The sequence below is a fragment of the Streptomyces sp. SM1 genome, from assembly GCF_002910825.1.
GTDB lineage: Bacteria > Actinomycetota > Actinomycetes > Streptomycetales > Streptomycetaceae > Streptomyces > Streptomyces okerensis.
Genome location: NZ_NEUB01000731.1, coordinates 1 through 15339 on the forward strand (window position 1 = coordinate 1; position 15339 = coordinate 15339).

At 69.1% G+C, this 15339-nt stretch carries 15 protein-coding genes; 3 read left to right on the forward strand and 12 right to left on the reverse strand.

Annotation, left to right across the window (positions count from 1 at the left end; translation table 11 throughout):
• From B9S61_RS21240 to B9S61_RS21265, 6 genes are all read right to left on the reverse strand, one after another.
• Positions 1-1346: glycosyltransferase family 39 protein (locus B9S61_RS21240; RefSeq protein ID WP_146064905.1), on the reverse strand; the 1346-nt coding region annotated here is incomplete at its 3' end.
• A complete protein-coding gene (locus B9S61_RS21245) occupies positions 1343-2683 on the reverse strand; it encodes a bifunctional glycosyltransferase family 2/GtrA family protein (protein WP_181007466.1) in 1341 nt (446 codons plus the stop codon). The genes B9S61_RS21245 and B9S61_RS21240, both read right to left, overlap by 4 nt.
• 15 nt (positions 2684-2698) lie before the next feature.
• Positions 2699-4270, reverse strand: a complete 1572-nt coding sequence (locus B9S61_RS21250) for a cell wall metabolism sensor histidine kinase WalK (RefSeq protein WP_103543685.1) — start codon at positions 4268-4270, stop codon at positions 2699-2701.
• Entirely contained in the window at positions 4267-5007 is a 741-nt protein-coding gene (locus tag B9S61_RS21255; protein WP_181007467.1) for a response regulator transcription factor, read from the reverse strand. Before B9S61_RS21255 ends, B9S61_RS21250 begins: the two co-directional genes overlap by 4 nt.
• Positions 5008-5283: 276 nt before the next feature.
• Complete coding sequence (locus tag B9S61_RS21260; RefSeq protein ID WP_103543687.1) at positions 5284-6189, reverse strand: amidohydrolase family protein; 906 nt, start codon at positions 6187-6189, stop codon at positions 5284-5286.
• 45 nt (positions 6190-6234) lie between these two features.
• A complete protein-coding gene (locus B9S61_RS21265; RefSeq protein ID WP_103543688.1) occupies positions 6235-7107 on the reverse strand; it encodes a DUF2797 domain-containing protein in 873 nt (290 codons plus the stop codon).
• Positions 7108-7256: 149 nt separating this feature from the next.
• Between B9S61_RS21265 and B9S61_RS21270 the strand changes: the two genes are divergently transcribed.
• The 3 genes from B9S61_RS21270 to B9S61_RS21280 all read left to right on the forward strand — a co-directional run bounded on the left by B9S61_RS21270 (position 7257) and on the right by B9S61_RS21280 (position 9772).
• A complete protein-coding gene (locus B9S61_RS21270; RefSeq protein WP_103543689.1) occupies positions 7257-7688 on the forward strand; it encodes a hypothetical protein in 432 nt (143 codons plus the stop codon).
• A gap of 38 nt (positions 7689-7726) precedes the next feature.
• A complete protein-coding gene (locus B9S61_RS21275; protein ID WP_103543692.1) occupies positions 7727-8215 on the forward strand; it encodes a potassium channel family protein in 489 nt (162 codons plus the stop codon).
• A gap of 171 nt (positions 8216-8386) precedes the next feature.
• Positions 8387-9772 (forward strand): FAD-binding oxidoreductase, encoded by a 1386-nt coding sequence (locus tag B9S61_RS21280; RefSeq protein WP_103543690.1) that lies wholly within the window; start codon positions 8387-8389, stop codon positions 9770-9772.
• A 92-nt stretch (positions 9773-9864) separates the two neighbouring features.
• Here B9S61_RS21280 and B9S61_RS21285 read toward each other — a convergent pair whose 3' ends face one another.
• The 6 genes from B9S61_RS21285 to B9S61_RS21305 form a co-directional block, all read right to left on the reverse strand.
• Positions 9865-10257 carry a hypothetical protein gene (locus B9S61_RS21285; RefSeq protein ID WP_258039772.1) on the reverse strand — a complete coding sequence of 131 codons (393 nt, stop codon included), beginning with the start codon at positions 10255-10257 and terminating at the stop codon, positions 9865-9867.
• Between the two features lie 28 nt (positions 10258-10285).
• Complete coding sequence (locus B9S61_RS21290) at positions 10286-10876, reverse strand: hypothetical protein (protein ID WP_103543691.1); 591 nt, start codon at positions 10874-10876, stop codon at positions 10286-10288.
• Positions 10877-11573: 697 nt separating this feature from the next.
• Positions 11574-12164, reverse strand: a complete 591-nt coding sequence (locus B9S61_RS40395; RefSeq protein ID WP_146064906.1) for a hypothetical protein — start codon at positions 12162-12164, stop codon at positions 11574-11576.
• A 7-nt stretch (positions 12165-12171) separates the two neighbouring features.
• The gene (locus tag B9S61_RS40400) at positions 12172-12774 is read right to left on the reverse strand and encodes a hypothetical protein (RefSeq protein WP_146064907.1); all 603 of its coding nucleotides are present in this window, start codon (positions 12772-12774) and stop codon (positions 12172-12174) included.
• A gap of 436 nt (positions 12775-13210) precedes the next feature.
• Positions 13211-13699, reverse strand: coding sequence for a hypothetical protein (locus tag B9S61_RS21295; protein ID WP_103543694.1), 489 nt, complete (start codon positions 13697-13699; stop codon positions 13211-13213).
• Between the two features lie 762 nt (positions 13700-14461).
• A partial coding sequence (locus tag B9S61_RS21305; RefSeq protein WP_374936231.1) for an IS982 family transposase occupies positions 14462-15339 on the reverse strand: 878 nt, incomplete at its 5' end.

Consider the following 15339-nt stretch of genomic DNA (forward strand, 5'->3'; position numbering starts at 1 on the left):
AGGACCAGCCACTTCAGCCACGGCAGGTACGCGGGCGTGCGGTGGAGCAGTACGTACCCCCAGGCCGCCGTCGCCGTGACCGCCGCCGCGAGCGTGAGCCCCGCCCAGAGCGTCCGCCGCCTCTCCCACAGGGCCACCGCGCCCATGCCGGTCACGGCCGCGAGGTAGGGGGCGAGGGCCACCGTGTAGTACTGGTGGAAGATGCCGGCCATGTAGCTGAAGACCGCCATGGTCGTCAGCAGCGAGCCGCCCCACACCAGGAAGGACGCCCGGGCCGGGTCGGTCCGCGCGGCCTTCCGGGTGAGCACCAGACCCCCGGCGAGCAGGATCAGCGCGGCGGGCAGCAGCCAGGAGATCTGGCCGCCCACCTCGGAGCCGAACATCCGGTCCCAGCCGGTCTCCCCCCACTGACCGCCGCCGCCCCTACCGCCACCACCGCCGCCGACGCTGCCCGTCTCCTCGCCGTTGAGCCGGCCGAGGCCGTTGTAGCCGAAGGTCAGTTCCAGGAAGCTGTTGTCCTGCGAGCCTCCGACGTACGGGCGCGAGGACGCGGGCCACAGTTCCACGACCGCGACCCACCAGCCGCCGGAGACGACCAGCGCGGCGGTCGCCAGGGCGAGTTGCACCAGCCGCTTCCTCAGCCGCACCGGGGCGCAGACGCCGTGGACGAGCGCGAGGGCGGGAAGGATCAGGAAGGCCTGGAAGGTCTTGGTGAGGAACGCGAAGCCGATCGCGACCCCGGCCCACACCAGCCACTTCGTACGGCCGTCCTCGACAGCCCGGACGACGAGGTAGCAGGCGACGGACATCAACAGCGCCAGCATCGCGTCCGGATTGTTGAACCGGAACATCAGCGCCGCGACCGGGGTGAGGGCGAGGACCGCGCCCGCGATCAGACCGGCCGCCGGACCGGAGCGGCGGCGTACGGCCGCGTACACGACGGCGACCGTGCCGACGCCCATCAGCACCTCGGGCACGAGGATCGCCCAGGAGTTCAGGCCGAAGATCCGCACCGAGAGTCCCATCGGCCACAGCGAGGCCGGGGGCTTGTCCACGGTGATGGCGTTCGCCGCGTCCAGCGAGCCGAAGAAGAACGCCTTCCAGGACTCGCTGCCGGCCTGCACGGCCGCCGAGTAGAAGGAGTTGGCGTATCCGGAGGCGCTCAGGTTGCAGAGGTAGAGCAGACCGGTCGCCAGCAGGAGGGCGAGGAGCGCGGGGCGCGCCCAGCGGGGGTCCCGGGGGGAGGAGGGTGTGGCGGGAGCGGGAGCGGACTCGGGCGGGGGTCCCGAGGTGGAGGGGCCGGCGGGGTCGGCCGGGGGGTCCGTCCGCTCGTACTGCGTGGTCATCGGAAGTCCCTCGGGTCGTGTTCGGCGGGGGCGGCGGGGGAGAGGGCTGCGTCGTGTTCGGCGGACACGTCCGGCAACGGATCGGCGGCGGGGGACGGGGGGCCGTCCGGGAACACCCACGCCCGGAAGAGCAGGAACCGCAGCACGGTCGCCGCGAGGTTCGCGGCGACGAGGACCGCGAGTTCGGTGGAGTGGGCGGGGTCGCCGCTCGCCGTGTGCAGGGCCATCAGCGAGCCGCTGGTCAGGGCGAGGCCGATGGCGAGGACGACCAGCCCCTGCGCCTGGTGCCGTACGGCCCCGGAGCGCCCGCGCACGCCGAAGGTGAGCCGCCGGTTGGCGGCGGTGTTGGCGACCGCCGAGACCAGCAGAGCAAGCAGGTTGGCGGTCTGGGAGCCGGTGAGGGTCCGGAAACCGCTGTAGAGCAGCAGGTAGAAGAGGGTGGACAGGACACCGACGACGCAGAAGCCGAGCAACTGGCGGGCCAGGCCCTGCGGTACGTCCCCGATGTCCCGGTCGCGCGGGTCGTCGCCGAAGGGCCGGGCGAGCCGGTCGAGCGGCAGCGAACCGGTGGCCAGGGCCCTGCCGACCCGCCAGACTCCCCTGAGGTCGTCGGTCGCCGTCCGCACGATGTGCACGGTGGAGTCGGGGTCGTCGACCCAGTCGACCGGCACCTCGTGGATGCGCAGCCCCGCCCGCTCGGCGAGCACCAGCAGTTCGGTGTCGAAGAACCAGCCGCTGTCCTCCACCAGCGGCAGCAGCACCTGCGCCACGTCTCGGCGGATCGCCTTGAACCCGCACTGCGCGTCGGAGAAACGTGCCTGGAGCGAGCCGCGCAGGATCAGGTTGTAGCCGCGGCTGATGAGCTCCCGCTTGGCGCCCCGCACCACCCGTGCGCTGCGGCTCAGCCGGGAGCCGATCGCGAGGTCGGAGTGGCCGGAGATCAGTGGGGCGACCAGCGGCAGCAGGGCGTTGAGGTCGGTGGAGAGGTCGACGTCCATGTAGGCGAGGACGGGGGCGTCGGAGGCCGCCCAGACGGTCCGCAGCGCCCGGCCGCGTCCCTTCCGCTCCAGGCGGACGGACCGGACCTCCGCGATCCGCTCCGCCAGCTCGCCGGCCACCCGCGGGGTGGCGTCGGTGGAGGCGTTGTCGGCGATCGTGATGCGGAACGCGTAGGGGAAGGTGCGGGTGAGGTGCTGGTGCAGCCGGCGGACGCACGGCCGGAGGTCCTTCTCCTCGTTGTGGACGGGGATCACTACGTCCAGGACCGGTGCGCCGGCTCCGGCGGCCGGGAGGTGCTCCCGTGCCGGCAGGGTGCCGGGAGAGGAATCGGTTCTCATGGGAACCGACTCTGATCAAGCCTCCTGTCGCGCCCGTGTGGTGAGGCTGTGCCGCGGCTGTGAGTGCGGCACGGACGTCGGCTGCGGCACGGACGTCGACCGCGGTGACACCGCGGGCAGGTGGAGGGTGAACACGGTCCGTCCGGGCACGCTGTCGACGGTCACGGCCCCGCCGTGCGCGGCCGCGACGGCCCGCGCGATGGCCAGGCCCAGGCCGGTCGAGCCGGCCGTCCGGGTGCGTGCCGCGTCACCGCGCGCGAACCGTTCGAAGACATGCGGGAGGAGGGCGGGCGGGATGCCGGGCCCGTTGTCCGCCACGTCCACGCACAGCCCGGCACCGTCTCCGCGCACGCGGGCGGTGACCGTGGTGCCGGGCGGGGTGTGGGTGCGGGCGTTGCCCAGCAGGTTGACGAGGACCTGTTGGAGCCGGGCGGCGTCACCGGTCACCGGGGCGGGCCCGTCGGGCAGTTCGAGGCGCCAGTCGTGGTCCTGGCCGGCGGCGCGGGCGTCGCTGACGGCGTCCACGACGAGCGGGACCAGGTCGGTCCGCTCGTACCGCAGGGGCCGCCCGGCGTCGAGACGGGCGAGCAGCAGCAGGTCCTCGACGAGCAGGGTCATCCGGTCCGCCTCGGACTCGATCCGCCCGAGCGCGTGCCGGGTGTCGGGGCCGGCCTCCTCCCGGCCCCGGCGGGTGAGTTCGGCGTAGCCGCGGATGGAGGCGAGCGGCGTACGCAGTTCATGGCCGGCGTCGGCGACGAACTGCCGTACCCGCGTCTCGCTCTCCTGGCGTGCGCGCAGGGCCCCGTGGATGTGGTCGAGCAGCCGGTTCAGCGCGGCACCGACCCGGCCGACCTCGGTGTGCGGATCGCACTCGGACTCCGGGACGCGCTCTTCGAGGGTGACCTCGCCGCTGTGCAGGGGGAGTTCGGAGACGCGGGTGGCGGTGGCGGCGATCCTGCGCAGGGGGCGGGTGGCGACGCCGACGATGACGGCTCCGGCGAGGGACGCGGCGACGAGACCGGCGGCGGTGACACTGACCTCGACGAGGATCAGGGTGGTGACCGTGCTGTCGACGTCGGCGGTGGGGAGGGCGACGTAGAAGGCGCCGCTGGGCCCGGCCCGGTAGGTGACGCGGTAGTCGCCCAGGCCGGGGACGTCCACGGTGTGCTCGGCCCCGACATCGCGCGGCACGGCCCCGAGGGCCGCCAGCTGGGCGTCGGTGAGCCGGCCGGCCTCGGGCGCGGTGAAGCCGTTCACGACCTTCTTGTTGCTCACCACCCCGTCGGTCACCCGGCCGTTCTCGACGGTCGCGCCGATCGCGCCGAAGCCCTGCGGGCCCTTGGTGACGAAGTCGAGGGGGTCCTCGTGCCGCAGCGGCTCGGGCAGCGGCGGGCCGTTCACCGGTCCGCCCGCCGCCCGCATGGCCACCTCGCGCACCTGGTCGTCCAGTTGCTCGTACAGGTGGGAGCGCAGCGCCAGTGTCGTCACCGTGCCGATCACCGCGCACACGACCGCGATCAGCGTCACGGACGCGACGACGAGCCGCGTCCGCAGGGTCCGCGGACGCGGCCCTCGCCGTCCGCTCACGACACCGCGGACTTGATCAGGTATCCGGCACCGCGCCGGGTGTGGATCATCGGCTCCCGGCCCGCGTCGATCTTCCGGCGCAGGTACGAGATGTACAGCTCGACGACGTTCGCCTGCCCGCCGAAGTCGTACGACCAGACCCGGTCGAGGATCTGGGCCTTGCTGAGCACGCGCCGCGGGTTGCGCATGAGGAAGCGCAGCAGCTCGAACTCGGTCGCGGTGAGGTGGATGTCCTGACCGCCCCGGGTGACCTCGTGGCTGTCCTCGTCGAGGGTGAGGTCGCCGACGACGAGCACCGACTCGGAGCGGCGGTCGGCCGCGCCGGACCGGCGGATCAGGCCGCGCAGCCGTGCGACGACCTCCTCCAGGCTGAACGGCTTGGTCACGTAGTCGTCCCCGCCCGCGGTCAGTCCGGCGATACGGTCCTCGATGGCGTCCTTCGCGGTCAGGAACAGCACGGGCACGTCCGGCAGATCCCGGCGCAGCCGCCCGAGGACGGACAGCCCGTCCATGTCCGGCAGCATCACGTCCAGGACGACGGCGTCGGGCCGGAACTCGCGCGCGGTGCGCAGGGCGCCCCGGCCGTCGCCCGCGCTGCGGATCTGCCAGCCCTCGTACCGCAGGGCCATGGACAGCAGTTCACTGATCGACTGCTCGTCGTCCACGACAAGCACGCGGACGGGGCTCCCGTCCGGCCTGAGCAGTTCGGTGCGCCCCCGGGGCGAGATCGTGGTCATACCGCACACGATGTGCGAACCCTCTGAGAACACTCTTTCGGCAACCTGTGTTTTCCCTGAGAAACGCCCCCCAGGTCCCCTCGGCCCTCGGCCCTCGGCCCTCGGCCCTCCGCCCTCCGCCCTCGGCCCTCCGCGGGCAATCGTGCCGCAGGGCGATGGGGGTCCCCCCGCTCGAGCGAAGCCGAGAGTGGGGGAGGGTGGGCGCGACGGCACCCCGTCGGCGCCGGGCCGCGCCACCCCTCCCGGCAGCCCCGGCCGCCCGCACGGTTCCCGCCCTCACCGCGCCGGCAGACCGAAGAGCGCCGCCGCGTTGTCGTGGCACACCGCCCTCAACCACTCCTCACCAAGTCCCAGCCGCTCCAGCGCATGCAGCTGGTGGACGTATGGATAGGGGATGTTGGGGAAGTCCGAGCCGAGCAGGATCCGGTCGCCGAGGGCGGCCAGCCGGGGCAGGGCCCGCCGGGGGAACGGCGCCATCCGTTCGCTGAAGTCGGTGAACGCCATCGTGGTGTCCAGCCGCACCTCCCCGTACCGCTCGGCGAGGCCGAGGAACTCCTCGTACTCGGGCATCCCCAGGTGCGCCACCACCAGCCGCAGCCGGGGATGCCGGGCCAGCACCCGGGCGACCGGCTCGGGACCCGTGTACGTGCCGGGCGCGGGCCCGGACCCGCAGTGGATCACCACCGGAACGCCCGCCTCCGCGAGCAGACCCCAGGCGGCGTCGAGCGCCTCACCGGCCGGGTCGTACCCGCCCACCTGCACATGTGCCTTGAAGACGCGCGCCCCGGTCTCCACGGCGTCCCGGACGTACCCCTCGACTCCCGGCTCGGGGAACAGCGTCGAGGTGTGCAGGCAGTCGGGTGTGCGCCGGGCGAAGCCGGCCGCCCAGTCGTTCAGCCAGCGCGCCATGCCCGGCTTGTGCGGGTAGAGCATCGCGGTGAAGGCCCGTATCCCGAACGCCCGCAGCAGCTCCGCCCGTTCGCCCTCTCCCTCCCGGTACGAGATCGGCCACTCGACCCCGCCGGTCAGTGGTCCGAGCGCGTCGAAATAGGCCCAGACCTTGTGGAGCACCCGCTCCGGCATGAAGTGCGTGTGCACGTCGACGAGCCCGGGCAGCCCGAGTCCCTCCCAGAAGCGCCGGACGTCGTCGGCTTCGGAACGGGTGCCGGAGTGATCGCTCATGCCGTCACGATCACCCGCGGCCGCACCTCCGGTCCAGAGGCCGGGTCAGAACAGCCCGTCCTGCGCCGCCGGCCTCTCCTTCAGCGCCTTGACCGGCACCGCGAACTCCCGCCCGACGGCCGGCACCAGCCCCCACCCGGCCAGCAGCCGGGTGTCGAGGACCACGGGCCCCCGGCCCGTCAGCAGATGCAGATCGGGTCCGGCCGCGGCCACCAGCTCCCCGCTCACCACGCCCCCGGCGACCAGCTCGCGGACCTCAGCCACGGCGGCCGGTGCCCCCGCCAGCCCGAACACCTCCACGTGATCGACCGGTTCGAACGGCGTGGGGGCGAGGGACTCCGGCCATCCGCTCAGGGCGACCGCCCGCGCGTGCAGCCCTGCGATCTCCGCCGCCCGTTCTCCGCGCGTCGCCGGAAGGGCCCCCCTCGCCGCCCGCTTGGCGGCGTAGGGGATCCGGTCGGGCACCCGGAGCGCGGCGCGCAGCAGTTCCTCGGTGCGCCGCGCCGCCATCAGCGGCCCGCTGCCCAGCCAGGTGAAGCAGACCGCCCCCTGCTCCAGCAGCCGCGCCCCCTCCCGCCGCACCGCGGTGATCCCGACCTTGGTCATCCCCGGCCCGAACCACGCCAGGTACACGCGGTAGGGACGCGGATCGTCCGCGAGGGTGTCGGCGGCCACCGAGTGGGCCCGGTCCAGCCGGGAGCACTCCTCGCAGCGCGCCCCCGTGCTCCGCCCCGGCACCGCCGCACCGAACGGACACGCATGCCCCCGTGCCCCCACGCATGTCCGCACTCCCCCTTCCACGACTCCGAAGGCCACCCGTTTCCCCCAGGTCAGCGCGGAGCGCCGACCGCCGTCCCATGCCAGCACGGGGCCGTCGGCCGACCACCGCAGCCCGGAGCAGCGCCATGCCTGTGCCATCTCCGCCGAGACTAGAGGGCACCACTGACAACGCCCCCCGTTCACCGTGCCCGGAGCACCCGACGTGCTCCGAGGTGCCGGGTGTGATCGGGAGTGCCACTCTGGACTGAGGTATCGCACCGCTCGGGGACGTCCGAAAGGCCAAGAACATGGCGAGCAATGTCAGCGGTACGCGCCACCACGGGACCGGGTGGGAGGCGGAGAACCCCTGGGCCGCGGGCTGGACGGTCGCCGCCGCGGTTCTGATGATCTTCGGCGGGATCATGGCGGTCTTCCAGGGCATCGCCGCGATCGCCGAGGACGACGTCTTCGTCTCCACCCGCGACTTCACCTACGCGTTCAGCCTGACCGGATGGGGCTGGGTCCACCTGATCCTCGGCGCGCTGGTGGTCGCCGCCGGCGCCGCCCTGTTGACGGGGGCCACGTGGGCCCGTGTGGTGGGCGTGACGCTGGCCGGGCTCAGCATGATCGCCAACTTCGTGTGGCTGCCGTACTTCCCGGTGTGGTCGATCGTCCTCATCATCATCGACGGCTTCATCATCTGGGCGCTGTGCGCACCCCGTCGCGAGAGCCGGGCGTAAGGCGCGCCCCCACGGCCTGGAGCGCCCTGTGGCCCTGGCTGGCCCAGGTGGCGGGGGTGACGGTGCTGGTCGCCGCGTACTTCCTCCTGCCCCTCGACCGGCTGGGGCCGCAGCGCCCGGCCCTGAGCTGGGTGCTCTTCGGCGTCGCGCTGGCGCTGATCGCGCTCCTGCTGCTGCGGCAGGTCGTACGGGTGCTGCTGTCGGTCCCCGGCGTCCGGCCGGGCCTGGTCATCCCGCCGCTGATGTGCCTGTCCATCCTGGTCTTCGCCACCGCCTACCTGGCGCTGGCCCGGAACCCCGGTGAACTCGACGGCATCAGCACCCGCCTGGACGCCCTCTACTTCACGCTGGTCACCCTGGCCACCATCGGCTACGGCGACATCACCCCGCGCGGCCAGGAGGCGCGCCTGGTCGCCGTCCTGCAGATCGTCTACTCGTTCGTCTTCCTCACCGCGGCCGCCACCAGCCTGACCCGCTATCTCCGTGAGACGCTCCGCCACCGTGAGAACCCGCGCCGGCCGGAGTGATCCGCCGTGTCGCGCCACGATGTGACCGGCGTCGCACTGAGGTGAGTGGGGCTTCGCTCCCCGGGCCCGGGCGAACGACGCACGACGGCCGATCCGCCGGCCCCCGGTTCCCCGTCCCCCCACGGCCATCAGTCCCACAATCCTTCCGAGGGGTGTCCGCTCATGAGCGGTATGGACGCAACTGCTCTCGACAGCCTGCGCACGGCCTTGCGAGGACGTGTCGTGACACCGCAGGACGCGGAGTACGACGAGACCCGCAGCATCTACAACGCCATGATCGACCGGCGTCCGGCCGCCATCGCCCAGTGCACGGGCACGGCGGACGTACGGACCACCATCGCCTCCGCCCAGGAGACGGGAGCCGACCTCGCCGTCCGCGGGGGCGGGCACAGCGGGCCGGGTCTGTGCCTGGTCGACGGCGGGCTCACCCTCGACCTGTCCCCCATGCGCTGGGTCCGGGTCGCCCCGGACACCGGGACCGTACGGGTGGGCGGGGGCAGCCAACTGGGCGACCTCGACCACGAGGCCCACTCCTTCGGCCGCGGCATACCGAGCGGGATCAACTCCACGACGGGGGTCGGCGGCCTCACCCTGGGCGGTGGTCACGGCCACCTCACGCGGAAGTACGGACTGACCGTCGACAGTCTGATCGGCGCCGACGTCGTCCTGGCCGACGGCGGTGTCGTCGCCGCCTCCGAGAAGGAGCACCCCGATCTGCTGTGGGCGCTGCGCGGCGGCGGGGGCAACTTCGGGGTGGTCACCTCGTTCACGTTCCGGTCGCACCCGGTGGACACGGTCGGGGTCGCGGTGACCGTGTGGCCCGTCGACCGCACCGCGGAGGTGCTCCGCTGGTACCGGGAGTTCCTGCCGTCCGCGCCGGACCTCAACGGGTTCTTCGCGCTGATGACCGTCCCGCCCGGACCGCCCTTCCCGGAACCGGTCCACGGCCGGAAGATGTGCGCCGTGATCTGGTGCTACACGGGCGAACCCGAGGAGGGCCGTCTGGAGGAGACACTGTCCGTCGTCAACGAACCGGCGCCGCCGGCCTTCCACTTCGCCACACCGATGCCCTATCCCGCCCTCCAGACCATGTTCGACGAGCTGGTCCCCAAGGGACTGCAGTGGTACTGGCGCGGCGACTTCTTCGACGGCATCCCGGACGCGGCTGTCGCCGTGCACGAACGGTACGGCCACGCCCTGCCCACCGACCTGTCGACCATGCACCTGTACCCGGCGGACGGAGCGGCCCACCGGGTCGCCACCGGCGAGACTGCCTGGGCCTACCGCGACGCCGTGTGGTCCGGCGTCGTCGCCGGCGTCGACCCGGACCCGGCCAACGCCGACGCGATCCGGCAGTGGTGCGTCGACTACTGGACCGACCTCCACCCGCACTCCATGGGCGGCTCCTACGTCAACTTCCTCGGCGAGTCGGAAGGCCCCGAACGCGTCCGCTCCACCTACCGCGACAACTACGACCGCCTGGCAGCCGTCAAACGCGCCCACGACCCGCACAACTTCTTCCACGCCAACCAGAACATCACCCCGTCCGCGGCCTGACCGGCACCCTCCTGTGCCCGGACACGTCGTGCCCGGCCGGGCACGACGCACCGCCCCTTCAGGGCCTGCACGGGCTCAGGCTGCCGAATCCCCTACCAGCCGGTCATGATCGCGCCCAGCGCGACGGGCGCCGCCACCAGGACGACCGCCTTCTCACCCAGAGAGCGCCCGCCGGCCCCGTCCGCGAAGCGGCACGCCGCGAACGCGGCGACGATGCCGAGCGGAAAGAGGATGGCGACCGATTCCGTCAGGCCGCTCCGTGTCCCGCCGACGAACGCCGCGGCCCACGAACCGGCCAGCCCCGTCAGAACGGCGAAGAAGACCTTCCCGGCACTGAACCAGTCGCGCTCCATCAGATCGGCCAGCTCGCCGAAACCGGCACCCGCGCGGCGGCGCCGCACCGCGGTGACGGCGAAGGCGACCACCAGCCCGCTCCCGGCGACCAGACAGCCCGCGCGCAGCAGGCTCGCAAAGGTGTCCATCATCCATGCCTCCGGTTCCCGCAGTACCTGCTCACCAGCAGTGCTTGATGACGCCGTCGACACCGAGGATGGAAGCGGCCATTCCGCCGAGGCCGCCGCCCGCCTCCTCGAAGACCTCCGCTATTCCCTTCTTGAAAGTCTTCCCCGTCTTTTTCTTCGAGCGGATCTTATTGACCACCTTGGATATCCCGCCGAGCTTGTCGATGGCCTTCTTCATCTTGTATATCTTGGCCACGGCGAACACATTGGAACCGATCGCCAGTAGAATTCCGCGGGCACACCCGGTAGCGCTGAAAGAACGCTGGGGTCCCCCCTTGGACTCCTTGGCGAGTTCGCCCTCCACTCGCTGCGTCATCCACTGCCGAACCGCCTCGTCGCCTTGGCCGAGAACATCCTCGGGGATGTCGGCGATGAGCTGAAGCGCCTTCTCGATCTCGGCGAACGCGGCCTCGTCGGCGGCAGATCCCGCCTGCGCCGAGACAACGGCGGCGGGCTCCGCCCCCGGCTCCGACGCGTGAGCCCCGGCCGTCACGGCGAAGACGGCGACCGCCGCCATACCGGCTGTCACCGCCACCCGGCACCGCAAAGGGGCACCGGTGTGCGCGTGCAGAAAAGCGGTCATGAAATTGTTCCCCCTGCTTCATTCAATTGAACATCGAACAGTCGCCGCCCTGGTCAGAGGCGGCGTTCCACTGAGGTGTTGATCTTGCATGAGAAGCGATTCCGAAGCAACACACTTGAGCGCTCCTTGAGGAAACAGAGAAGGCAAGAACCGAGCAAAGGGGAGGGAAGGGGAGGCGCGCCCCGTCGGAGATGCCGCAAGCCCTCTCGACCCGAGCGTCGAAGACGCCGGCCAGGGACCACACGAGAACTGCTCCTGATCCGCCCTCGTTCCACACCCCGCGAGCGCGGCCGACGCCATGGCGGCGACCACTGCCGACAGGCGCGATACGCCGGGCACCCCAGCCGTGAAACACCAGAGGCCCTGTGGATCACTCCACAGGGCCTCTGGTCTGCTGTGCACTCGGCAGGATTCGAACCTGCAACCTTCTGATCCGTAGGATCGGGCAGCTTGCTGTGAGAGGCACCAACGGCCTCCTACTCCGGTTGCGCAAGCCAGCGATCATGTGCGTCCGTGAGCCGTCGTCGCCGTCAGCGCTGCCGTCAACTCCGACCGGTCGCGCCGTCGCCACGGCGGTCTGCCAGCCGACCCGCCATAGGCTCCAGCAAGACCGACTCTGGCCACCACCACTCCAGCAGTCGGCCCCCAGATCGGCTGAGCTGTAACTGGCACAACCCATGGCCATCACTGACGCAGATCAAGCAAGTTCGGTGACGCCGTACAGCATCCGCAGCCGGTGTCCGGTGGTATCGCTAAAATTCCAGGGAAGGTTCACTCTGGATGGATTTTCCAGATGCACTGCATAGCCTGGCACCTTATCCAGAGGAGTGAACTTCATAATTTCGTTCAGGGCACCAACGGTCGCTGGAAATATTCTATTCAAAAACCTGCGCACATCAAGAACCGCCATCCCCTCAAAGGGATCTTCAGGCACAGGAGCGCCTGTGCGCCTTACCGTGACGCTGTAACGTCCGACCCCCGGGAGCCACTTGGTCGCCGTCGCACCTGTAGGCGGCAGCATCCGAATTCCCATTTCATCCGTACTCCAACCAGGGTACCCTTCCCGCAAAAAACCTCGCACTTCATCTTGAATTTCCCCTGGCATTGTAACTACATAACTACCATTATCGCGCATAAGATCGAGCGCTTCATTGTGCACAGTATTTCGCATCCAACGAAGCACTTGAAACACTCTCTGCATCTCAGTGCCAGCCTTGGTGTAGTCATATAGAACTTTAGTCAAGGGTTCAAGCTTAGATTGCCATCCCGAATTCTGCCAACTGTACACCCCTCTACTATTCAAACAGAGGACGTGATCCACAATTCGCGCTGCAACACAAAGGCGCCAACCAAAGAAAAGGTAGCGAGTCCAACTCGCAGAGCATCTCCTCAGGCTCTCCGCCAACCATCGTGGCAGACAGACCGCAAACACCATCGCGAAATTTGAAAGACCGCGACATCCTCGTTGGAAACGTCTGATTAAGTGACTCCAGCGTTGGATCGGCCGCAGTGTCGTACCACTTGCGTCCAGCCTGATTCAACCTTTCGAAGGCAGGCATAGAGACGAAGGCTGCGCTACGCCGGACAGCGACTGATGGCCATCGTTTAAGTGTTCCACCGATGACAATCGGCTCACCATGCCAACGTAGATACAGCCCCATCAAAGCCAGCGCATCATCCGGGGAAAATACGTTGACGAAGCGCGAATTCCCTTTGAGAGGTCGCTCCTCCAAAAGCCATTCACGGTCGGTAATCGCCAAATCCGCTTCCAACTCCTGACCGAGTCGATGAAGCAGCATCCCGGCAATTGAATCTAGTTCATCAATCTGGTATTTGGTCGCAATGCCGGAAGCTTCCCTGATTACCTCGCGGCAGGAATCAATATATACGTCGCGCACTCTTGAACCCACCTTGACAGGAATACTAGGGGCATCATGATGAGAAAACGAGCCCCCCTCGCCGGGTTCTACTCCATCCGGCACGGCCAACTCGCAGGCAGGGAACAAAAACTCGAATGCCGAATGGCCAAAATGACTCCGAAGTACTGCCGCAGAATCGGGATAGCCGGTACTTCCGCCACCGATGAATGGGTACCCGTGGAACTCGTTCTCCCCGTCGATTGGGCCAGATTTCAGTGGCCAGTCGACGAAGATCTTGAGTGGCCTCCGGGAGGCAGATCTATCGAAGGGGTTAGGCTCACGTGACGACCGGAGCGCTGGAGGGACATACAGAGGCATCGGCACCGGTCAACTAAAGCACCAAAGCATCGCTGTACGCGAGCCAGTTCCCTCACCCGCGACCAAGCAATTCTTGAGCTGTGCCACCCTCATGGCATCAGATATAAGTCCAGCGCCAGGCGTTCGAGCTGTACGTGCACTTGATCTTCGTGCCGCCCGCGGTGGTGGTGATAGCCCCATGATCACTGTTCCGGCAAAACTGTCCCGCCGAGTAGCAGTTCCCCGCGTTGGAGACGATCGTGCATGTGCCGGCGCTGTCCTGGCTGCTGCTGCTGCCGCTGTTGGCAGCCTTGGCAGGGGCGGTCTTGGTGACGGTGACCGTGGGGCCGGGGCTGGCCTTAGCTTTCACGGTCTTGGTGACGGTCGGGCCGGGTTCGGGCGTGGCTGTGACCGTCGCGGTAATGGTCGTCGCGGGCTTGACCTTGGTCTCCACGGACTGTTGCCCGTCGTCCCCGGTGGAGCCGATAAGCGCGCCCGTGATGAACAGAGCCGAACCTCCGACCCATACGAGTACACGCTTGTGGAGCGGGCGGGTGTCGGGCGGGCGGGGCGTCGGCGGTATAGGAGTGGTGTACGGGTTGGTCATGTCGTCCCCCACGGTGTTTCAGGTGGAGTGACCGTAGTGCCCAGCAGAGCGACGCGTGGAGGGAGTGTGGGTGGAGGTGACCATTCTGTGACCGATGCCCCTTCAGTGCTCCCGCGCAGGATGGTGATACCAGGAGCCGCGGACCTCGGCGTTCGGCGGGCGCACGGACCCTCAGAAGGAGGCTGAGAGCAAGATGTGCTCGACGTGCGTGCTTGGGCCGGCCTTGATAAGGAGCGCGCATGCCGTCCGATCTCCCGCCTGCTGGCAGCACATGACGGGACCATGCACTGGCGACAAGATGGTTACAGGTGCGCAAAACCGTGCCTCGTCAGCCCAAAGGGCTATGAGATGTCACCTCCGGCGCTCATACGACGTCCGTGTCGTCGATCCCGCCCATTGATCTCTTTCCCTCCCAAAGGAACTGCGAAGATGACTCAGACCGGAGCAGTGGTCCTGACCAAGGCGTCACCTACAGTCTCGTTGGACAAGCACGGCGTGACTTCAGGGCTGATCCGGGTCAACCTGAACTGGACCTCACCTCGGGCGGTGGCAGAGCGGGAAGCCCAGGAGGTAGGTGGTGGTTGGTTCCGGAGGATGCGAGCCTCCTTGCGGGCGAGCGCAGCCAGGGACGTGGATCTCGATCTTGGCTGCATGATCAGATGCAGCGATGGCAGCAAGACCGTCGTGCAGGCCCTCGGTAACGCGTTCGGTGCAGTGGATCGCTTCCCCTATGTCGCCCTAGACGAGTCTTTCCGAATACGGTCAGTGGTCGTAGGCGGTCAGTGAGCGGCTGATCGCCTGGCCGGTCTGGAAGTTGTGCCAGATCGCGGCGGCCAGGGCCAGCACACGCTGAGCGACACGGACAGCGACGCCCTCGACGGTGCGCCCGCCGTGTTGTTCCAGGTCGAGCTGGCCCTTGAGGGTGTCGTTGACCGACTCGATCAGCTGGCGGACCTTCTTGAGCATCGGCTCGCCGGGCCGCAGGATCTCCCTCTTCCTCGACGGCCGCAGCAGCGTGATGCCCTGTACGGACAGTGACCGCTCGAAGGTCTTCGACGCGAAGCCCTTGTCGCTGATCAGCAGCAGGCCCGGCCGCACGCGCACCAGCTCGGCATCGACCTCCAGCATCGCGGCCAGCACCTCGCGCTCGCCGAGCTTCGGATCGGCCAGCGCCCACAGGATCGGCATCCCGGCCGGGGTGCACACCAGGTACAGCCGCAGCCCCCAGAAGAACCGCGAATGCGACGCGCAGTAGCCGTAGTTGGCCCAGCCCGCCAGCTCCGAGCGCTTGACCGTGGGGCGGGACATCCCGCACGGCACCGGGGTCGAGTCCGTGATCCACACCGTGTCGTGCCAGAAGTCGGTGTCCTTGGCGAGCACCCGTATCACGCGTTTGATCTGCGGCAGCGCGGCACGCAGCCGCTTGTTGTAGCCGGCATCCTGCGGGACGAAGGGAAACATGTCCTGGAGGTGTGCGCGGACGTACCGCAGCCAGCGGGCCTCGCAGTGGAAGCCGAGCATCGCCTGCATGACCGCCAGGCACAGCAACTCCGAGTGACTGAGTTTCGGTGGCCGGCCCGGCAGCCGCACGATACCCGCCAAGTCGTCGTCGATCTTCACGTACAGTGCGGTCACGAGGG